This is a genomic window from Kistimonas ophiarachnellae, assembly GCF_057552235.1.
Map to the genome: position 1 here is coordinate 212755 of NZ_BAAJPA010000003.1, position 20498 is coordinate 233252.

General features: G+C 45.0%; 18 protein-coding genes. 8 read left to right on the forward strand and 10 right to left on the reverse strand.

Going from position 1 to position 20498, the window contains the following annotated elements; genetic code table 11:
- Positions 1-186: 186 nt before the first annotated feature.
- Both AC27K1_RS05010 and AC27K1_RS05015 read left to right on the forward strand, forming a co-directional pair.
- A complete protein-coding gene (locus tag AC27K1_RS05010; protein WP_487148791.1) occupies positions 187-393 on the forward strand; it encodes a hypothetical protein in 207 nt (68 codons plus the stop codon).
- Positions 394-579: 186 nt separating this feature from the next.
- A complete protein-coding gene (locus AC27K1_RS05015) occupies positions 580-1140 on the forward strand; it encodes a hypothetical protein (RefSeq protein ID WP_487148792.1) in 561 nt (186 codons plus the stop codon).
- A gap of 72 nt (positions 1141-1212) precedes the next feature.
- On the opposite strand, the gene AC27K1_RS05020 is transcribed toward AC27K1_RS05015, so the two are convergent.
- Complete coding sequence (locus AC27K1_RS05020; RefSeq protein ID WP_487148793.1) at positions 1213-2496, reverse strand: hypothetical protein; 1284 nt, start codon at positions 2494-2496, stop codon at positions 1213-1215.
- Positions 2497-3143: 647 nt separating this feature from the next.
- On the opposite strand from AC27K1_RS05020, the gene AC27K1_RS05025 reads away from it, so the two are divergent.
- The 3 genes from AC27K1_RS05025 (at position 3144) to AC27K1_RS05035 (ending at position 5600) form a co-directional block, all read left to right on the forward strand.
- The gene (locus tag AC27K1_RS05025; protein ID WP_487148795.1) at positions 3144-3671 is read left to right on the forward strand and encodes a hypothetical protein; all 528 of its coding nucleotides are present in this window, start codon (positions 3144-3146) and stop codon (positions 3669-3671) included.
- A gap of 18 nt (positions 3672-3689) precedes the next feature.
- Positions 3690-4460, forward strand: a complete 771-nt coding sequence (locus AC27K1_RS05030; protein ID WP_487148797.1) for a C39 family peptidase — start codon at positions 3690-3692, stop codon at positions 4458-4460.
- A gap of 135 nt (positions 4461-4595) precedes the next feature.
- Entirely contained in the window at positions 4596-5600 is a 1005-nt protein-coding gene (locus AC27K1_RS05035; RefSeq protein WP_487148799.1) for a hypothetical protein, read from the forward strand.
- 46 nt (positions 5601-5646) lie between these two features.
- Here the strand turns inward: AC27K1_RS05035 and AC27K1_RS05040 are convergent, their stop codons facing one another.
- The 7 genes from AC27K1_RS05040 to AC27K1_RS05070 form a co-directional block, all read right to left on the reverse strand.
- Positions 5647-6936, reverse strand: coding sequence for a glycine/betaine/sarcosine/D-proline family reductase selenoprotein B (locus AC27K1_RS05040; protein WP_487148801.1), 1290 nt, complete (start codon positions 6934-6936; stop codon positions 5647-5649).
- Positions 6937-6956: 20 nt separating this feature from the next.
- Entirely contained in the window at positions 6957-8249 is a 1293-nt protein-coding gene (locus tag AC27K1_RS05045) for a glycine/sarcosine/betaine reductase component B subunit (protein ID WP_487148802.1), read from the reverse strand.
- Between the two features lie 74 nt (positions 8250-8323).
- The gene (locus AC27K1_RS05050) at positions 8324-9829 is read right to left on the reverse strand and encodes a sodium:solute symporter family protein (RefSeq protein WP_487148804.1); all 1506 of its coding nucleotides are present in this window, start codon (positions 9827-9829) and stop codon (positions 8324-8326) included.
- A gap of 166 nt (positions 9830-9995) precedes the next feature.
- The gene (locus tag AC27K1_RS05055; RefSeq protein WP_487148806.1) at positions 9996-10118 is read right to left on the reverse strand and encodes a hypothetical protein; all 123 of its coding nucleotides are present in this window, start codon (positions 10116-10118) and stop codon (positions 9996-9998) included.
- Positions 10119-10608: 490 nt separating this feature from the next.
- Positions 10609-13566 (reverse strand): ankyrin repeat domain-containing protein, encoded by a 2958-nt coding sequence (locus AC27K1_RS05060; RefSeq protein WP_487148807.1) that lies wholly within the window; start codon positions 13564-13566, stop codon positions 10609-10611.
- A 246-nt stretch (positions 13567-13812) separates the two neighbouring features.
- Positions 13813-14646 (reverse strand): helix-turn-helix domain-containing protein, encoded by an 834-nt coding sequence (locus AC27K1_RS05065; protein ID WP_487148809.1) that lies wholly within the window; start codon positions 14644-14646, stop codon positions 13813-13815.
- Positions 14647-14750: 104 nt separating this feature from the next.
- Positions 14751-14954 (reverse strand): hypothetical protein, encoded by a 204-nt coding sequence (locus AC27K1_RS05070; RefSeq protein WP_487148810.1) that lies wholly within the window; start codon positions 14952-14954, stop codon positions 14751-14753.
- A 417-nt stretch (positions 14955-15371) separates the two neighbouring features.
- Here AC27K1_RS05070 and AC27K1_RS05075 point away from each other — a divergent pair, with 417 nt between their 5' ends.
- On the forward strand, positions 15372-15782 hold the full coding sequence (locus tag AC27K1_RS05075) for a NirD/YgiW/YdeI family stress tolerance protein (protein ID WP_487148812.1): 411 nt from the start codon (positions 15372-15374) through the stop codon (positions 15780-15782).
- Between the two features lie 136 nt (positions 15783-15918).
- Here AC27K1_RS05075 and AC27K1_RS05080 read toward each other — a convergent pair whose 3' ends face one another.
- Positions 15919-16893 (reverse strand): ADP-ribosyltransferase domain-containing protein, encoded by a 975-nt coding sequence (locus tag AC27K1_RS05080; protein ID WP_487148813.1) that lies wholly within the window; start codon positions 16891-16893, stop codon positions 15919-15921.
- A 482-nt stretch (positions 16894-17375) separates the two neighbouring features.
- Between AC27K1_RS05080 and AC27K1_RS05085 the strand changes: the two genes are divergently transcribed.
- Positions 17376-17627, forward strand: a complete 252-nt coding sequence (locus AC27K1_RS05085) for a NirD/YgiW/YdeI family stress tolerance protein (RefSeq protein ID WP_487148815.1) — start codon at positions 17376-17378, stop codon at positions 17625-17627.
- Between the two features lie 50 nt (positions 17628-17677).
- Here AC27K1_RS05085 and AC27K1_RS05090 read toward each other — a convergent pair whose 3' ends face one another.
- A complete protein-coding gene (locus AC27K1_RS05090; protein WP_487148816.1) occupies positions 17678-19255 on the reverse strand; it encodes a hypothetical protein in 1578 nt (525 codons plus the stop codon).
- Between the two features lie 270 nt (positions 19256-19525).
- Between AC27K1_RS05090 and AC27K1_RS05095 the strand changes: the two genes are divergently transcribed.
- A complete protein-coding gene (locus AC27K1_RS05095) occupies positions 19526-20437 on the forward strand; it encodes a LysR substrate-binding domain-containing protein (protein ID WP_487148818.1) in 912 nt (303 codons plus the stop codon).
- Positions 20438-20498 lie beyond the last annotated feature (61 nt).

The window sequence follows — 20498 nt, forward strand, 5'->3', positions numbered from 1 at the left end:
CAAATCAACACCCTGTGCGCTGTCGCCATAGCCCGCGGCTTGACGCTTTACCCTCTGGTAAAATGGAAGCCGTGTCGTTTATGGCCCGGATTCTTCGGGCAAAACCATCCCGCATTTTTAATCGAAAAATATCGGTAAAAATGGAATCCATACTGCGCTTTTGTTCACGACTGCCGGTTATTTATCATGCAACGACTGTCCGGCAGTTTTTTTCTTCCCGGTTTTGATGTTGCCATCTGTTTCGGGGTTGGTTGCTATCCTACGCTTTCGGGCGCGGTAAACTACAAAAAAATTGCCGGAGTTTACCTGTTTGATGCTTACGACTATCAGGGAAAAGCTGTTTGTTCCATGAACATTGATTTGAGTCAAAAATCGATAGTTGATCGAATTTGAGCCGCTGTTTTCTGAGCTGAAAAATGCGCTTTCGCAGGGAGCTGTTCGAGTCGTTTTTCAAATAGTCGAAGATAGTGGGTTGTCCTGTTTACGATAGTTTTTGTCCGGATGTTTGTAATCTGCCAGTCCAACAATACCTACACTGTGTCGCATCAAAGACATTACCGATACAGAAAGGATGTAACCATGCAACCTGTCCCCCTTTCCCTTGAACTCACTGAAGATCATCCGGCTTTCCAGTGGGCGAAACGTCAGTCTGATGCTGTCAGCGCCATGGGACATATTGGTACCCATATTGACTGTTATACCCGTGAACCTGAGGAAGTGTTCTACCGGGTTGAGGCAGTGGTTCTGGATTGCCGCAAAGGTATGCCCACTATGGATACTGTTATTCCGTTAAACCTCTCAGGGAAGGCGCTGGTGCTTTATACCGCTAACCTGGAAAGCAATGGTTATGGGAATGATATCTACGCCAAAACCCGTACCGTATTGGAAAGCGATGTACTGGATCAGATTCTGACGAAGTCACCGGCCTTTATTGTGATCGACAGCTATGGCATCGGGGGACATGGCGGAGAACACCAGATGTTCGACAAACGCTGTGAGCTGCATGGTTGCTTTGTGATTGAAAACATCACGCTGACCGAGCCTGTGGCGGAACAGCTGGCTCAGCTGGAGATTACCATCGACAAGACCATCCAATCCTCCGGAAAGCGGGTAGATGTGAAGGGGATTCTGAAATACTGATAAACACTGTACATCAAATTACAGCTGGATGATGACGCTCAAGCATCCAGCTGTTATTGGATTATATCTGTATTAGTCCGTTTTTTTCTTTTCCTGGCCAGTCTTGTGAATAATCTTGTCAGCGGTAGAATCAATGATCCGCAAGTGGAAATCGGTATCTTCCAGCCACTTCGCATCCGGTTTTTTTTCTATTAATTTATTTTTTTCGTTTTTAATTCTCTTGTTTTTCTTTTTGATTTTATTATTTTCCTGTTGGATTTTCTCCATTTCCTGTCTGAATTTTTTAGTTTCGTTTTTAAGCACGTTAATGGCTTCGTTATAGCGTTGCTCTTTTTGCAATCTTTCTGCGGTAGTCAAAGACGAGTAAGAGCTGCAATAGGCCACTATCGATTCATACCAACCGGTTCTTTGTGGTTTTGATCGTCTTTCTGAAGCTTTAGTGCTTATTTTCAGTTTACCCTCAGCCGATGTAAGTAGCTTCTGTATACTGGAAAGCGTGGGTTCAGGTTTTTCATAAGTGCTGTAAGGAGTCCATTTAATCCATGGCATTAGATAATTTTTATAGAGACGAGCCAACCCTTCAGAAAAACTTTGAGACATCCACACGTTTTCTGCAACAGAAGCACCGCGAGAGCTTAACGTCTCTTCGTCAAAATAATCAATAAACTGACCGGGGAAACCGGTTTTTTCAAATGCCTGACGGGTAAACTCATGGCAATCCTGATCTAATATTCGGAATTTAAGCGGGTTTTCTCCATTTATAGAGCGATTTCGCAAATCTAATACCCAATTGGATAATTCAGTAGCATCTTCTTGTTTCATTTCAAAGGTAACATAAGGATGATGTCGCCAATCTTCCCCAAACTGTTGATAGAGGCGCTTTTCATCATTCAGGAATGCATCTGTAGGAAAAGACAGACAGAAAACAAATAAAGGTTTGGCAATAGCGATCGTTACAGCTGTTCTCACAAAGCTATTGGGAAATCCGGCAATTTTTGTTTGTGTTACTGATCCAAGCTTGAACAACCCTTTACTACGCGGGTATTTTCCTACCGCTATATCAATAGCCTCTTTACCTTCTACTTCAGGGCATTCCAGGTGCAGGAAAGTATGTGTAGAGTCATGGTAGAAGGTGGCTTTGAATCGGCGCTCTTCCAGATTTTTGTGAGGCGTCACGGAGGTATCTGTATGGCGGACAATACGTCCTTCTTTTGAGCTCGCCAGACCTGTGACTGAGTAACTCTTGCCATTAATTTCCAGACGGTATTCGCTACTCTTATCTGATTTTTGGTCAATTTGTTGTATGCCTTGCTTTGGGTATTCGCAACGGATGACAGGGATTTGAATCTCAGGCATGGTAGTTCTCCAAAATAAGTGTGTTGTGATCATTTGTTCGACCATCAATATTTAAAATATTTCAGAAGTACGCCTAACTATGGTGATGGATAATTTAACAACCAGATTGCTTGCTGTAATAATTAGTTCGAAATGTTTAAAGGAAAACTTTATTGATGATTTAGATGAAACTTTTAATGGTTGTAGAGAGTGGTATTTTTTGTTGGGTTTTGATTTTTTCCATTCCTGAGATGGATGAAACTAAAGCAGAAATCTTCTTGTAAGAATTCACTATCTCGCATGAAGCTGCCTGTTTGATGCCAGTTTTCAGATGGTGATGATGATATAGTAATTGTTGGTTTTCCTTACCAAAAATGCCATTATTGATATAATTTGCTGTCAAACAGGTTATTTTAACTGATAAATCATTGAATGTTATTTGCAGGTGGTTGCCAAAGTTAACGTTTTACTAAATAGTGTTTTGTTTAAGAGATTTAAAATCTATTGTTTTTATGATTTCATGAATAGATATTATTCAGTTAGTGTTTAACTAAAATAAGTACCTGAAGCGTAGTTGTCACATCGAACAAACCTTCTCGGTTATCGCTGACAAAATAAAAGATTACTAGTGTACTGGCACTTATTTGTTGTAAGGATTTTTTGATACAATGCGTCATATTAATAGTGATACCCCGCCACCACTGGTTAGTAGTGATAGTGATTTAACAGGCTCTTATAGTGCTGACAGTATTGACAATGATGAAAGTAATGGGTACTTGAATCAGCTCCTTGAAGTAAGAGGTTCAGGTAGAGATTATTACGATGGATTAGAACCAGCAACATTAGAAGAGAGAGTGGTGACTCAGGCATCAGGCAATGAATCCCCTAAACCTGAACTCTCTGAATCAGTCGTTGAAAATCAGGCACTGGTTCAGAAAAACAGGGAAATAAAGGATGAATGCCATCAATTGATGGCTGATATAAAAAAACGTCAAAGGGAACAATTCGAAAAAAACATTAGTAATAATCTTCGTCGTGATAAATCATCCAGTATTCGTTTTCGATTAAGGGTAAGTGGTACTTCTCTCCATAGTTCAAAGTCAATAGATTATTATAAGGAAATAATTTTTCAAAAAAAAACATTAAGTCTTATATCTCATTTCCTACCCTACGAAGTAGATGTTACAAATATGTAATATGGAGAAAGCTGTAAATTGGTTGCTTTTGCAAATGTTTACGGGTTTTATCAACAAAATGGTTTCTGTCCAATCACGCCACTTTATAAAAAGGCAAACGCGGCATGCTATCTGGATGAAAATTTTTCTTCAAAAATCTCAATCAGACAAATCGCTAAAATGAATGGCTCGGTTCAGGGGGAAGTAACGAGTCCTGGCATGATGGAGAATATTGCAAAAAATCTGGAATTTTTGACGGCTAAATTTGTAGCAAAAAGTTTTAGCGAATATATAGATTATATTGTTTCTATGATTGATAGAGGAATACCCGTCGTTATTTTTATGCATGTTGATTCGAAGGGTAACCCTGACCATACCTATGAAAAGCAATGGGCAGAGCATGCGGTTGCAGTATTTGGCTATGACCTTTTATCAGACACTATTTTGGTTGTTAATCATGGATCTATATGTTTCATGGATTTAAAAAGAGTATGGAAGGCGACTTGTGTAATGAGCAGAGAACGGCGAGAGGAAATATATGCGAAAAAAGACAGAGGTGAGAATGTGGGCTTCTGCTCCATTGTTGAAACAGATCCCCTCCTATATCCATGGAAATGGATAGATCTGCACCGTCTTTACGATGAAACGTCCTATAAACTGTTTGTAGGTAACAGGATCTATTTCGAGTTCAGTGATATCGAGCAATTAACACCTTCCAGCTATTTACGAAAATCCAGAAAGTGCACTTCACCAGACGACCATTTTGCAAGAACAGTAATGCATTTCTTGCCCAGATCACTCTATGACTGACAGTGAAGAAGTGTATGAATCACTCCGGTATTTTGTAGATTTGAAGACTGCGTTCGGTCATTTGCTGTCCATACGCTGATAAAAACCACAATACATTTGAGATGAACGATGATCAGGCCAGTAACGCAAGGTTCGATGACTCAACGTCCGGCAATACCGGAAGATGAATCCGGTGCATTGAGCCCGGAAATGGATCTTTCGAGTAAAGTATCCATAGGTTTAACAGCAGCGTCAGAAGATAAAGAAAAATCGCATCGGGATTTGTCAGAATTTAAAACCAGAATAAGGGAAGGGCACGTTTTGCCATTTAAAATCACCTTTTATCAAAAAGGAGAAACCTGTAAGTTAGCAGCCTTGTGTTATGTAAGTGAGTATTTTTATCAAAAGAAATGCTGTTTTCCTCTAATACCTTATAAAAAAACAAGAATAATTAATCAGCAAGGTGAAGATGAATATGGCAGCGAAAGTTGTAGTGTTTCTCTAAGAGAAGTTTCAAAAACCTATGGTTCCGTCCAGGGGGAGGTGGCCAGTCCGTTAATGTTTCAGGTTCTTGCAAGAAAATCCAGTTTTGAATCAGAAATAATGGTTGCAGAAACTATTGATGAATATAGGACTCTTATTTTTAAAAATATTATTAATAAAATACCTGTCGTAATCTTTCTTCAAGTTGATGAAAGAATGAATCCTGATGCGGCCTGTACGAAACAGTGGTCAGAACATGCTGTTGTTGTTTTAGGATTTGATCAAACCAAAAGCAATCTTCTTATTGTTTCTAATGGGAAATTCGACTGGTTCAATACAACGGCAGTATGGCAGGCGACCTGCGCTGTTAACAAGATGCGTAGGGAGGAAATTTACGTAAAGAGCTGTCCTGATGAGGGGGTTTCATTTGTTAAGATGGGATCTAGTGGAAAGTCGAAAGGTATCCCCAAATGGAAGTGGAAAGACATGCATCGCCTCTATGATGAGACCGATTATCGCCTGAAAGTGAAGGGCAAGAATTATAGGGAAATTAACGAAATAGAGGCATTAGAGCCTTCTTCCTGGCTTAGAAAATCAATGAAGAGTGAATCACATGTTGATACGTTTTCGAAAACGCTGATGGTTTTCAAACCATTAAATTATGCCGAAAAGACGTGATAAATCACCGTATCAGCCAAATGGCTGATACGGTGGTGACGTGTGGTTAAAACAGTGTTTGCTCACTGATTTCTGTCGTTAATGCGGTCAGCGCCTTTTCAACCATCTTCCGGCGCATGGCTTTCTCATCAGCCGGTGCCAGCGTCGGGTCACCGAGAGGATGAGGAATGGCCTTGGCCTTGACGATCCGGTTGGCGCCTACGGTCTGGGAAATCGGCGTTACTGTCGCGATATGGACGACAGGCATTACCTTCTCAATCTGCTTGACGATCGTTGCACCGCAACGAGTACAGGTGCCTCAGGTGGACGTCAGGATGGCGGCGGTCACCCCGGCCTTCTGCAGCAGCATGGCGATATCACGCCCGAAGCCTTCTGAGTTGGATACCGGCGTACCGGTACCGACGGTGACAAAGATCTTGTCGTACAACTTGCCGATCTTGCCTTCCCGTTCCAGGTCTCGCATGACGTCAAGCGGCGTGACACGGTTGGGGTCATCGTTGGCGTAGACCGGGTCATAACCGCCATGGATGGATTCCCAGTGTTCCGGGTCCAGGCGTTCTAGGCCGGCAATATCATAGGTGCCGAACTTGGAGGCGCTGGAGGATTCCAGCCGGTCCGGGTTGCCTTTCGGAATCACACCGCCGGAAGAAATCACCGCGATGGTTGCCCCGGTCAGATCAACCACGGGCGGTTGTGGCGCCACCTTGTCGTAAACCGGCATCTCAAATTCGCTGGTGAAAGGCCGTTTTTCCAGCTTGGCCAGCAGGATATCCACAGCCCGCTCGGCGCCGTTGCGTTCGGCGAAGTAGTTCACCCGCACACCGCGAGGCATATAACCGCTTTCTTCCGGATAACCGAAGTCGCCGGTCTCAAGGTACTTTTTCGCCAGTTCCGCCATGGCGGGCAGGGCGGTACGCATAGCAGCGGCGCTGTTGCCGGTTTCCACGCAGTAGACCGAGGTCTTGAAAACATCAAAACCGGGGTTTTCCGGGTACATGCCGGTCACGGTGGGAATGCCCAGTGCCTTCGCGGTTTTTGCGACAGCACCGCAGGCCATGCCGTAACGGCCAGCGTTGAACGCAGGGCCGGCAATCACCAGGTCAGGCTTCACCTGTTCCAGAATCTCGGTAATGCCCTGGCAGGCAACCGCCTGGTTTTCATTGAACCAGGAATCCCCGCAGATGACGGTATGGGTCAGCTCGGCCTTGTCCTTGAGCAGGTTGGCCAGCATGGCGCCGGGGCCCACCGGCCCCTCGACCAGCTCCATGCCGATATGGGCCATTTCTTCGCCGCCTTTCTGGCCGAAGAACTGGTTGATGTAGTGCAGTACTTTCATTGCATGTTCTCCGGAAACGATCAGCCTTCGCGGGCTGCCAGGTTGTGGAATCCCACCGCACTGGTGGCGCCGATGATGCCCTGAATTTCCATGCAGATGCTGCCGTCTTCCCGCAGGCTGCCAGTGAAGCCGCCGACGATGGTGTCCGCACAGTTCAGGTGGCCGAGGATGGTGTCCATGGGTGGCAGGACCACGGTGGGGTTACCGTTGCCGCAGGAAACCAGTGCGTCGGCTTTGTCAGTGGCGTCCGCCAGGGCCTGGCTTTCACCGTCACGGCCGGCAAATTCGTCGGTGATCAGGACGGTTTCAATGCCGGCGTCTTCCAGACGGCTGCAGTTCATCACCAGGTCGGTATCCGGGTTGCCGTAGCCTTCCTCGGTGATGATGACGGCTTCCAGTCCCAGCTGTCGTGCCAGCTTGCAGGTAAAGGCGGAGGAACGCTCCTTGTCCTGCAGGGTGACGTTTTCATTGGTGACAATGGCGCCTACAAAGTTGTAACGGGTACCGTGGTATTTCAGCAGCTGATGGATGACCGGGTTGTTCTGGTGCATGTAGGTGGTGACCTTGTCGGACGCCGCCACACAGTTGCCGCTGATCAGCGCACCATCCATCACCTCTGTGGGGGAGAGCAGGGTGGGCAGGATCTTCTTGGCATCGACACCGTAGAGATAGGTGTCGTGCATCAGGCCCTGGCTTTGCAGCATGTAGATGTAGCCGACCCGGGGCAATTCCGGATGTTCCAGCACCTGTTCTGCAAGGGATTTACACTCGTAAACGGCGGCTTGATCCGGTACACCTTCCAGCGCCAGCTTGCCGACCAGCAGGGCGGTTTCCAGCCCCACCTTGCGCAGGATGGCCTCTTTCTCGTGGGCCGTGCACGCATCATCAATTTCGCAGGTGATGACCAGGTTCCGGGTTTTGGAGAACGGGGTGTAATCCGCGCCCGGGCCGCTCATGTCGATCACGCCTTCCTGGAAGCCCACCACCTTGCCGGTGGTAACGACTGCCATACCTTTCAGCACCCGGGTGACGCCTTCGCCAACCATTTCGTTTTCATCAGCGTGGATGCCGGGGAACATCACCCCCTTGCCATCCATCTTCACCCGCGGTTCGATCACGTCCTTGACCGGCATGATCCGGATGCTGTCGCCGGGCTGGGCGATATCCAGACGAACCTCGGTGATATGCGTATCGAGTTCCCGGATAAACGTGAGTACCGCCTCCCGGTCAATGTAAACGGTGCCATCTTCAACCCGCCCGGGAGAGCCGAACGCCAGTTGACGAACATGAATATCCTCAATCTGAAGCTTCATAAAGCCGACTCCAATACCTCAATCATTAGCAATCCGGACGGGCTGTCCGCCCGGAAACTGGGTTTGACCGCCAATTAATGCGCCAGCGGTCTGGCGTTATGGGAATGGGAAGCCTGGGTGGTTTCCTTGCTCCTTACCGGATCTGTCCGGGTGAAACGGCTGATAACGACATAAATAATGCTGGAACAGACCGCGGCGTAGATGGGAGGCTCAATCCAGCCTAGGTCGCTGAAGACCAGCAGGCCGCCGCTGATGCAGAATCCAGAGATAATGGCCGCCAGTGCGCCCTTGGCGGTGCCTTTCCAGAACACGCTGACCAGCACCGGGCCGACAAACGACGCCATTAAGGTACCGGTGCCCATAATGGCAATCATGTTCAGCATGAACGGTGGGGCAAACAGCATCATGGCCATGGTGATCAGACCGATGATGACCACCATGGTCTGGTTCAGGGTGATCGCCTGTTTGTCGGAGAGCCTGGATTCCGGCTTGATGGCTTTTCGCAGGTCATGGGACAGCGAGGAGGACACGACCAGCAGCACGGAGTTAGCGGTTGATTGCATCGCGAACAGGATGAACAGGGTAATGAGGCCAGACGCAATCGGCGGCATGAAGTGCTTGAGGTACATGGGCATGGCTTCATCCGCGACCGCCAGCTCTGGGAACTTGATGCGCATGTACAGGCCGACGAAGGGAATCATGCTCAGCAGCAGACCAATGGGTGCGACCACCATGGCGGCATGGTGCGCTTTCACATCCGGACGGAACGACATCAGCCGGATAGACTGGTAAGGCAGCACGCAGGCGAACAGGATGGTGTAGGGCAGCAGGTAGAAGATCTGGAAGGGGGCGCTGCCGTAAGGATTGGCGGTGGCCGGGTTCACCAGGTTGGCGTCAATGACGTTGAGCTGCTCGATCATCTCGAACAGGCTGATATCGGTAAACATCTGGAAGCAGATGTAGATGGCCGAGATGGTCATGCAGATCACCATGAAGGTATCTGTCCAGGCGACTGCAGCGAGTCCGCCCATACTGGTGTAGATCACAATGACCAGAACCATCAGTGCGGCGGCGTACTCAAGCGGGATACCCAGCCAGCTGCCGCCCAGCATACCCAGCGCCTTGATCTGGCCGACCAGGAAAACACTCAGCAGCACGGCGGTGATGATGGAAGCGGTTCCCTGCAGAATCCGCTGCATGCGCTCATCGCCGGGATGGTTTTTGGCGATAAATTCGGGAATGGTCAGCGCGCCCATTTTGACGCCGCGGCGATAGAGAAACCGGGCAAAGAACAGCACACCGATAACCAGTGAAAAACCAAAGAAGAAGTTACCGAGTAGTTCCGTCGTACCAAAGGCATAGGCCGCACCGGGTGAACCCATGAAACCCCAGCCGCTGAAACCGGTTGCAACGATGGTTCCGCCGCCAATGATGGGACCCAGGGATCGCCCTGCCAGCAGGAAGCCGCCTTCACCGTCGGAGCCGTGTACGATTTTCTTGTTGGTGTAATAACCCATGCCGATCAGCACCACGATCGATGCCATCAGAATCAGCCAGTTCGTCCAGTTAATTTCAGACATAACAGGATCTCTCCTCCCGGGACTCGCGTGACGGGACGGGCATGCATAGCCACAGCCGCCAGACAGAGCCGGATCAGTTATTGGAATTTTCCGAGGAGCGTCGTGATCACTGTTGTTTTGATAGGTCTGTATCGATGTGATTCACGCGGTAAAAACGGGTATTGGGTCAGGCTTCTCCTATTCCCTTAACGCCGGTGGATTCACGTTTTATCCACAGCATGACGGGCAGGCCGATCTGGATGGCGGCCAGTACAAAGAACCAGTCAAGCGTCCACGAGCCGGTAAGCATAGGCTTTCTCCTGGTTATGGTCAGAGTGCAGGGTTGTACCGAATGATGCGTACAGGGACTTTCTGGTTATCAGTGAGGGGAGTGACGAGCCAGCAGGCGTAAGGACGGGACTGGCCGAACCCTTATTGTTCGGCATCATGCCAGTGAGAGAGGCAAACAGCAGATGCATGACGATCATCCTTCGACTGCTCATTTTTCATGCTAATGAGTTATACGCGACTCCCTGAGCACTTCCATGACACGAATATAGACATTTTTTGTGCGCTGTTATGCCCTGTTAAAGAGGAGAGCCTGTATTCTCAATCAGTTATTTATCATTTTTTAGAAGTTTGGTTTTGAAAAGAGATTACCAATACTCATGAATAAAGCAAAAGTGAAGTAAATATTTAAATCTGTTACGAAATTCTGAACTGCTTTAGGTTATTAGTTTAATCATAACAGTAAACAGTTGATTAAAAATGTTGCTGTACCTATAAAGAGAGAGTTCATATCAATCATCATCAGTCTCTGTTGCAGACATTAGCCGATAGAAATCGGAAAAAGTGGGATCAAAAAAAGAGGCTGGGCTAACAAAATACATATCATAGATATCTATAGTGGCGGCACCTTTCGGATAATTAAGGATTTCTTCCATGACCTCATGGTTGTTATCTTTACAGGCCTGTAAAAGAGGGGTGGTTCCGTCGTTACTTTTTTCTTTCAATATTAATTTTCCCTCTTGAGTGTTTAATATGCAACGTACCAAATCAACCTTGCCATTGGCATGACATACCAGATGAAGCGGCGTAAAGCCATCACTGTTCTTTGCCGATAGAGAATCGCGGCCTTCAGGGTATTCAAGTAATTTTTTGAGGACTTCCAAATGGTTGTTTTGACAGCAAAGATGTAGTGGCGTGTTACCCGCTTTATTTTTTATAGACAGGGCATTCCGGCCTTCAGGATATTCGAGTAATTGTTCAACAACTGGAAAATAACCACATTCAGAGGCAAGATGTAGCAACATGTTACCTTCGTTATTTTTCAACACTAATGCATAGTTTCCTTCCGGACAGGCAAGTATTTTTTCAAAAGCAGCCACATACTTATATTCAAAGGCCTGATCTATGGGCGTATATGATTTATTGTTTTTTACGGACAATGTTTCTCGGCCTTCCGGATATTTGAGTATAGTTTCAAGAGATTTTAATAACTGATACCGACAGGCAACGTGCATAGGTGTATTACCTTTATCTGTTTTTACCGACAGTGACGTGAGTCCTTCGGGATATTCAAGGATCGCATTGATGATTTTGTCAAAATTATTTCTGCTGGCTATGAATAGCGGTGAAATGCCCTGAGAAGAGCATAACAATAACGTCATACGTCCAGCCGCATGTTTAAGTATTGCTTTAACCATTACCTCATTACCTGAGAGACAGACTCTGTGAAGTGCTGTATAGCCATGGCTGTCGGATAGAAATAGTATGTTTCTTCCTTCCTTATGTTCCAGAATAGCTTCGAGCAACAATGGGTTTTGATACAAGCAGGTCTGATGAAGAATGGTCATTTTTTCTTGATTATGACAGCATAAAATTTCAACTTTATCAGCATACTCTGCGTTGAGCAGTTCGCTGATCAGCCAATTTATTTTTGAGAAAGAGCAAACTTGAGGGGAAAGCGGTGGTCGCTTTTTCATATTTAAAATGCAGCGCATAATTTTGTATTTGTCTTCGAATATAGCCAATAATATTTTTATGCTGTTTGTAATCATGTTGTAGTTTTCTATTTCCCATTGCTTGTCAATCAACAAAAATCGTTGGTCCTCTATTGCTGTTGCCAGCATTTTTATTGTGTCCTGCTCTGTTTTTCTTTCTTTTTCTCGGGTTAAGAGGTATTCGAATGTTTCCGGGTTACGCCAAACCATACCGGTTAATAGTAGTGGTTTAACTCCCCACGGCCTTAGCGTTACATCAAGAAGGTCAGGGTCTTTTTCGATAAGCGCTTTTACTACTGGCAGATCATTTTCAGCGCAGGCTAAACGGAGCTTCTCTGTGGTGGGTAAAGATTCCCGCCAACCCGTTTTCTTATCAAGTGGTATAGCTTTAGCTAGTTTGTGGATATTGTTTAGGGCGACCTGCCGGGGTGAACGGAGAAAAGAACTTCTCAGGTAATATTTATAGTCGCGGCTGAAGTGATCAGTTTGCCAGAAATTATTTTGGTATAACCGTAAAAACTGAAAAGTCATGTAAAAAAGACGGGTATTTCCACAGGAAAACAGGTGAGATAGCCATAACTTGCAACTGGTATCGTGTATATCCGCTAGCATGTCTATGGCATATTTTGTTGGTGGTTTTATTTCCTGGCTTTCAATTAATTCATTACAGCGTAAATAATGCGATTTATTTTCAGGAGTAAAGATATATATGTCGAAGAATTTACCACACTTTTCAAAACTCAACTTATACTTACACTGATGTGATTTCTCATCGTTATCAGATGTGCTCAGTGCAGAATTGGCAAGAGCCTTCAATGGTTCAGGGAGAATAGACGCCAACTTCCCTCTGGTTGAGGTACAATGACTTTGGCTAAGTAGCTCTTTCAATCCTTCTGATATATCGTGAGCATCTTCCAAAATTGTATATTCAAAACCAAAATACAGGAAATTAAAGAATAAACCATAGATTAACGCTAATCTCAGCATAAAATGAATGTCCAGGTTCCCACCTGAGTGAATATGGTCAAGCCCCTCAGCGATTCCCTGGTAGAATCTGGCAAGATAACCCGGTTCATTTTCAAAATAAAGACGGCATCCCTCTCTTTTTTCAATGCACAATTTCCAGATCGTGTTGATGGCGTCAAGACAATAGTCATCACCATAACTTGTTTTGTTTAAAGCGTTATAAATATGATTAAGTATGGAATCTGCCCAAATGCTGTTTTCCAGAAGTTCATGTAATAATTTTTTGTTTAAGTCATTGAATTGGCAAGCCTCTGTTGATAGTTTTGCTTTTAATAATTTCAAAATGTGTATACGTTTTTCGGGCTGTCTTACCTTGGTAAAAAGCAAGTCTTCGAGTATTTTTGCGCAGTGCTTTATATATTTGCTGGAGTGTTCTGGCATCAAGCGAAAATAAGGATGTTTGTCCTCATGGGTTTCGAAGGGATCCTCATCCAGCTTTTTTTCGGGTAGATTTTGCAGGATTTCCATAACAAGTTTGTCATCATCGGCGGTCGTGCTGGATACATGTGTGGCCCCTTCCACAGGATGGCTAATGTGCATTTCAGACAACGCCCTTTCAGGCGTTCGCGAGACTGGAGCTCTGGTATGCGGAACAGTTGAAACGATTTCTTGAGGCGCTATCTGTTCAGGCTGCCCGGCTGTTGCCATGCCCGGAATGTTGTCTGAATTGCTAACCGTTTTTGCCGATGATGAAATAGCGTGGGGTAAGCCTGTTGAAAGTCTTTCCATTTTCATGAACCTTGCATAAAACTCATTCAAAGGAAGGTGTTTCTTCAAGCCGATGACAGACTGGATGATTCATTATTGCCAGTAAAGACAGTTTTTTTCTTGTCAGGAAAGGGGAAATCAGCGTTGCACCATTACCTTTGATACGGAAAAAACACTTTGCTGTATGACCAACACGGGGGGTATAAAGTTCAAAACAGGTTGAACCAGAATTACAGCTACCCGGCCGTTAAGGAAATATCAGCCAGGTTATGCACAAAGGGAACAGCGGTATTGTCGCGGTGTTGTCCCGATAATGCTGCGAAACTGCCGGTTAAAGTTGGACAGGCTCGAGTACCCCACGGTAGCACTGATACTGGCAATGGTGTCACTACTGGTCGTCAGCAGATGGCAGGCTTTATCAATCCGAACCCGGTTGAGGAACTTGGTGAACGATACGCCCGCATTACTTTTGAAAAAGCGAATAAACGTGCTTTCCGCCATGTTGAACTGCTGGGCCAGCGCTTCAACATAGATCACATCCTGTGAGTGCTGTTCTATGTAATGCTTTATACGATCAATCTGTTGCTTGTTCTTGTCGATAATCGGGGTAGATACCGGTTCCGTAGTCAGTATCTTGTGATTGCCGGATAACGACAGAATATCCAGAATTTCAAACAGGCTGAGCACTTCCCGGAAGCCGAAGGTGTTTTCAATGCGGTCAGCAATCCGGAAGGCTTTTTTGTAGACAGGGCCACTGTATTTCAGGCCATAGCTGCTCCGTTCCAGAAAAGAGCGAACATGGGCGAGCTGGCAGCAGTTGATGAAATCTTCTCCCATGGCTTTCATACGGAACACAATGGCGGTGATTTTGCAGTCAGTGGCGGAAACTACGCGATGGGGAATATAGGGACCGATAACGATGATATTCTGTTCAGAGAAATCGCTGGTCTGGCTGTTGACCTGGATGACACCCTCACCCTTCTCAATAAACAGAATCGAGAAATCACTGCGGTAATAGAGTTCAGGTTCGGGCTGCACGACGCGTTTGTCGAAGAAGGTATAAGTTTCTTTTTCTGCGCGATTAACCAGCCTGATACTCACGGAGCGCCCCTCTTGAATCGTTAGGCGCACCATCATAGAACATCAGGCTGCTGGATTTTTGATACCTATCAAGGTGAGAGTCGAATGCAGATAGGTATTAGTACTCAGATTTTCAGGTGCTTGTCCGCTTCACGGAAGAACTTGGTCATGTCGTCCCAGGAGGTCGAACGCTTCAGTGCCTTACGGGCATTCATGATATCGGTAAAGATAGGGGTGTTCTGCTTCAGTTCAATCCAGCGTTTTGCATCAGACATCGTATTCATGGCAATCAATCCGGTTTGAAGAAAAAGCGTGGAACAGGTCGCCATGAATGAATATCTATTGTGTCCACTTTTTGAAGACAATAAATATTCACCAGGGCAGGTTTGATAAAGGGGTAACCTGTTCCACGAAACAATTCAGGGAGGAGTAGTGCGAGTATAGGAACGTCCGGAACCGGCGTGAAATCATTAAAATTTGGGAGGGGTATAAGCCTTATTTATAGGGCTGCTGTTTCGGGGTTGAATCTTTTTTTATTGTCAGTGAAGCGTGGTTACTGTGTTGATTTTCAAGGTTGGGTTACGTATTGAGTGAATTCAGATAGGCGTATTTCCCGGCCGGTTTTTATTAACAAAAGTTCATGATGCCTCCACCCCCTGTTCATAGTGCCTCCTGTACATTATGTCTCAACAGCGATCGGGAAGCGGCAGCTTCCAAAAAACAAACAATGACAGAGGTGGAGAGCAATGAAACAGACAATGAAGCATCAGATGATTCGTGGCATGGCGTTGGCAGCGGTTCTGGGCGCATCAACCCCGCTGTGGGCACAGTATGAAGGGCCGGGCAGTGAAACGATCAAGACCGTTGAAGAAGCCAAAAAAGCCTCCGATGACGTAGAGGTTGTGCTGACAGGTCACATTGTCCGGCAGGTTAGCCACGAGAATTACCTGTTCAGGGATTCCACCGGTGAAATCAATGTCGAGATTGACGGCGATGACTGGGGCGCGATCCGGGAGCCGGTTACCCCGGAAATGACGGTTCGTATCTCCGGTGAGGTGGATTACCATCAAATCCGGGCGACGGATATTGATGCCCGGCAGGTTGAGATTATCGAGTCAGCCTATAAGCCTGCGATGACGAGTTTAGAGCAAGGCTGAACTAATCCAGATAAAATCGGCGTTAACCGTGGCGCTAATGTCTTGCTACCGTGCTGTTTACCATCGCCAGGGGGATAACGTCTGGTTGCCTGCGGCGATGGCTTTCCAGCTGAACGGGACGAAGGTTGAGTCATGGTTAGGTGTTTTCTGATTCCGTGCCGGGTATTTCAGTCAGGTCGACAATATAGGCTCCGCTGAAACCTCTTCCAAACTTATAGGTTGGGCTAAAGTCTATTTTGTCGACTTTAAATCGGGTATTGGCGTTCAATAAGACTTCATGTTCTCCGGGGGCTGTGCTCAAAGCCGACATATCTGCACCTGAAGTTGTTGTTATACGTAAAAGAACAGGTTGTTCATCAGGCTTTTTATTCCATCTTTTATCCATGAATTCACCCGCTATATAGTCTTTGGTAGAGGTGGACATAAATGATTTTTCAGTAAAAATACCATCGGTCTTAAATAGTGAGAGGTCTGAGTGAGGGACTCCCCTGAACAAAACTCTATTTTGAGGCGGATCTCCATTTAAACGTTCAAGCTTTGTTATTGCACGGACTAATACTTCTGTTACGGCATGAATATAGGTGCTGTCTGGGTGCTTGTCGCTTGTTGGTTTTTTGCGAAGGAATTCATTAACCCATCGATAGTCATACTTTGAATAAATATCAAGTGCAACATATTCTGTGTCATTGAGAAGGCTTGCTGTTTTATATTCCAGGGTGTTTTGATCTTCAGCTAAGAGTTTATTTTTATTCGTTAGCGCCTCAGTAACTAAACTATTGGATATATAACCAGGTTTTACTAAATCGAAAGGGTCTTTTATAAGAGAGTCTGTATGGGAGTTTTCATTACTACGATGTTTTAGGGAGCTACCAGCTACGCTACCGTTGTTTTCTGGTAATGCTGCAGGAGAATCGGTAGTATTCACACGTCGAGCAGATATCGATGTGCTCGGTTGTTTTTTAGATTCTGGATTGTTGGATGTTATGCAATAGCAGCAAGAAATTATTTTTATTTTTCGTAATATAAAAATAAATAAGTCTTTGAGCTTTCCAATAAATGAATTGTTCTGTTTTTTCAGGCTGTTTTGATTTTTTATCTCTGTGCTTATCATTTTGTTAAATCCCTTATAACAATAACAAGTACCTATTTAAGGGGTTTTTTTCTTCGGTTCGTTACATCTGGATCTGTAGCTTTCCAGTAGGGTTGCAGAGAAGTTATTGTCTGAGATAATTATCACGGTTTTAGTTTTTTATAATGCAAATATTTGGTGCATCGCTGGATATTAAGTACACGACCATAAATAATATTCCATTTGTGCAAAGGGTAATATGTACCAGGGTATTTACCTTGTTTATATATATTATGACCTGATAGCTATCAGGAAGTTCCGGTTGAGATGCAATTTATTCAGTCTGTTTCTGACGTTGGAAGAGCCAACCTTAATGGACTGTACAGAAACCATCTAAAGTTCCACGTCATAAGAAGGGTTCATATCATTCTGAGCAGTCTTGAAGGTTTTCAATCAACGGGATCAGTCGCCTCTCCAGCGTTTTTTACCACCGCTTCTAAATGACCGTTTTTCAACAGTTTGAGATGTCCGCCCACATTGTCCGCCAAGTTAGCCACGAGAATTACCTGTTCAGGGATTCCACCGGTGAAATCAATGTCGAGATTGACGGCGATGACTGGGGCGCGATCCGGGAGCCAGTGACACGGGAAATGACAGTGCATATCTCCGGTGAGGTGGATTACCACCGAACCAAGCCAACGGATATTGATGCCCGGAAGGTTGAGATTCTTGAGGCAGCTTATAAACCGACAATGACAACAATTAACCAAACCTGATAAAAGAAGCAGCAGGGCAGGTATAGGATCCTGCCCTGAATGTAGTGTTATCAGAATAAACGTGGTCTTTTGGAGGGAGGTCCTTGTTCAGAGAGAAGTTCTTGTTCAGAGGGGGGGGCTTGTTTTGGCGATTTATTATGTCGTGCAAAATAATCCCTATTGTATAAAAAAAGTATTTCTACAGTTTTTTGGTAAACTGACTCTTTATCGTTTTTATCAAAATCCTGATTAATTTTCCTAAAATGAGATGACAGGCATCTCACCCATTCATTTAAATTAATAATATCATTAATAGTTACTATTGTTTCAGTTAACGCATCAAGTATGCAATCATGTTCAGACTGTAAGTATTGAGGAAATCTTGTGAAAAGATGATCTGTAGTGTTTTGTGGTAATTGAAATAATTCTCCAAATATGGACTTGTAATAATGAAATTTATATAAAAGTCCGAGATTGCTCGTTTCTTTACTTGATTGACTCTTTCCTTTTCCTTTTCCTTTAGTTGACGTTTTGATTAACTGTTTAAGTTTTTTCAACTGTTTTTCAACTTGTTTCATATGAATAAATTCAGAGGTAGTATGCTCTTTATGCAGTTTGTAAGTCATTGTTAGGCTGTTTTCGATTGTTTCTATGTTTGTTATTAGTTCATATGCTGATTTTTTTTGTTCTAAAATAGGATGCAGGTATACACTATCAAAGATAGGATTTACTGTGGCAGATTTTTGTATTAATTTTGAAAGTGCAAATTTGAATTCGGGAGTGAGGGTGAAATTTTCTGATATTAATAAATTCCTGTGGTAGTCAATAAATTTTACTATTCTGCCAAACATATTAGGTTGTCTTAATTTCAATTGGTTTTTAGAAACTTCTTCTAACCGTTTCCCGTTCGTGAAATCTTCGAGGCAGGCAACACAATCTTTAAACGTCGCAAAAGATTCTTCTGAGGTTGAAGCAACATCCCAAAATGAACTTTCGTCTTCACTCTGTGATGGTGACTCGTTTTCAGGTTCTTCATCGAAATCCAGCAAGGGTGCATTGTTTCTCAAATTGATTTGCTTTGCTTCATTCATTTTCCAGTTGTTATCGATTGGATTACCCCTGAGGTAAATAATTGCCTTAGTAAGTTGAATAACCTCACCAGGTAAATACATTAGGAAATTATCAATAAGATTTAACTCCAGAAGGTTGGTCAGGGAGCATAGCGCAACTGGGAAGAAACACAGGCTACATGATCTAAGATTTAAAAAATTTAACCAGGTCATTCGCTCTATGAAGAAGGGAAGGTCTACCTGGCAGAGGTCCTGAAGGTTTAAGCTATTATCAATGCCCTGATTTTCGAAACATTCATCCATCCACACAATAGCGGTACTTCTGTTTTTTCGAAGCGTATCATCCTGAACTACCTGTACCCATTTATAAAGCATCAGTTTTTCTTCCTGATTAAGATCTGAATTTGTAATTATCCGCCCTGCTAATGCTTTAAATTGGTTTTTATAGAATAAAAATTCTTTGGATTTCCGTTTGGCTATAATGGCTTGAATAGATTCTAGTCTTGGCTCATTTAGTTTTTGTTCTGTTGTGGTTGGAGTGAGAGAATGTTGACCACCTCTGACAGTATGACTATCCATATATAAATCCGCTAATATAAATCCGCTAAATAGTTACTATATAACTCCTGCTTCGATCTATAAATAACGAAAGTGTTATTTAGACTCTGTTATTTTTGTAAATAGTGGTTTAAAACTATTTCAGGCTTTAAATCAATGGTGCTGTAAATGGACATATTAGAGAATGACTATTCAGTTTCTTGTTGATGAGTTTATGGTAATGTTTCTGTCCGTAGAATATCATCTGCGCCCATCTGCTTGACCCCAAACCCCTGACCGGCCATAGCCACCATGCACATCACCCTACGACAGCTGGAGATTTTCCGGGCTGTAGCGCTGAACCGAAACGTCACTGCCGCAGCAGAGCGACTGCATATCTCCCAGCCGGCAGCCAGTATGGCGTTGGGCGAGCTGGAAAAACAACTGGGTTTCCTGTTCGACCGGCAGCAGGGTCATCGTATGGTACTGAGTGAACGGGGACGTGTTCTGCTGCCTATGGCAAATGAGGTGCTGACCCGGTCGGCGGAGATTGAGCAGCATTTCACCGGCAAGACGGATTACCTGGAAGGCACATTAAAGGTGAATGCCAGCTCGACTATCGGCAATAACCTGATGCCTTCACTGATCGGCCATTTCAACCGGGATTTTCCAGGAATTCAGATTGCCCTGTCTATCGATAACACGGGCATCATTGCCGAGCGGCTGCTGAGCTTTGAAATTGATATTGGGTTTGTCGAGGGTATTTGCCTTCATCCCGATATTGAAACCATTGAGTGGCGTAAGGATGAACTGCTGATTATCGCGAGTGCCAATCATCCCTTGGCAGGTAGGGAGGATTTGCAACTTCGGGACCTGGAAAATGAATCCTGGGTTCTGCGGGAAGAAGGGTCCGGCACCCGCTCCCTGTTTGATGAATTGATCGCCAGCCGGTTGGGTTCGCCCCGGATAGGCATGTCACTGAACCGGTCGGAAGCGGTTAAGCAGGCTGTGCGGGCCGGACTGGGCGTGGCCTGCCTGTCCCGGCTGGCAGCGGACATCGACCTGCGACGTGGCGACCTGGTGGTGTTGCCGGTCAGCGACCTGGTGCTGGAGCGTTATTTCTATATTGCTATCCACAGGAAGAAGTTCAGGGGACGGATGCTTCAGCGCTTTATTGATTACGTCCGCAGCGGAGCGCACGGAAACGCTGCTACTTTACGGTAGCCGTATCGTCCTGTTGAATCAGGCACGGCGCATGTCTCGTAACGCGCCGGGTTTGTTTAAA

Coding starts and splice junctions, on each gene's coding strand:
- AC27K1_RS05010 (WP_487148791.1), top strand. CDS start 187: ATGCAACGACTGTCCGGCAGTTTTTTTCTTCCCGGTTTTGATGTTGCC.
- AC27K1_RS05015 (WP_487148792.1), top strand. CDS start 580: ATGCAACCTGTCCCCCTTTCCCTTGAACTCACTGAAGATCATCCGGCT.
- AC27K1_RS05020 (WP_487148793.1), bottom strand. CDS start 2,496: ATGCCTGAGATTCAAATCCCTGTCATCCGTTGCGAATACCCAAAGCAA.
- AC27K1_RS05025 (WP_487148795.1), top strand. CDS start 3,144: ATGCGTCATATTAATAGTGATACCCCGCCACCACTGGTTAGTAGTGAT.
- AC27K1_RS05035 (WP_487148799.1), top strand. CDS start 4,596: ATGACTCAACGTCCGGCAATACCGGAAGATGAATCCGGTGCATTGAGC.
- AC27K1_RS05045 (WP_487148802.1), bottom strand. CDS start 8,249: ATGAAGCTTCAGATTGAGGATATTCATGTTCGTCAACTGGCGTTCGGC.
- AC27K1_RS05050 (WP_487148804.1), bottom strand. CDS start 9,829: ATGTCTGAAATTAACTGGACGAACTGGCTGATTCTGATGGCATCGATC.
- AC27K1_RS05055 (WP_487148806.1), bottom strand. CDS start 10,118: ATGCTTACCGGCTCGTGGACGCTTGACTGGTTCTTTGTACTGGCCGCC.
- AC27K1_RS05060 (WP_487148807.1), bottom strand. CDS start 13,566: ATGGAAAGACTTTCAACAGGCTTACCCCACGCTATTTCATCATCGGCA.
- AC27K1_RS05070 (WP_487148810.1), bottom strand. CDS start 14,954: ATGGCGACCTGTTCCACGCTTTTTCTTCAAACCGGATTGATTGCCATG.
- AC27K1_RS05075 (WP_487148812.1), top strand. CDS start 15,372: ATGAAACAGACAATGAAGCATCAGATGATTCGTGGCATGGCGTTGGCA.
- AC27K1_RS05080 (WP_487148813.1), bottom strand. CDS start 16,893: ATGATAAGCACAGAGATAAAAAATCAAAACAGCCTGAAAAAACAGAAC.
- AC27K1_RS05085 (WP_487148815.1), top strand. CDS start 17,376: ATGTCCGCCCACATTGTCCGCCAAGTTAGCCACGAGAATTACCTGTTC.
- AC27K1_RS05090 (WP_487148816.1), bottom strand. CDS start 19,255: ATGGATAGTCATACTGTCAGAGGTGGTCAACATTCTCTCACTCCAACC.
- AC27K1_RS05095 (WP_487148818.1), top strand. CDS start 19,526: ATGCACATCACCCTACGACAGCTGGAGATTTTCCGGGCTGTAGCGCTG.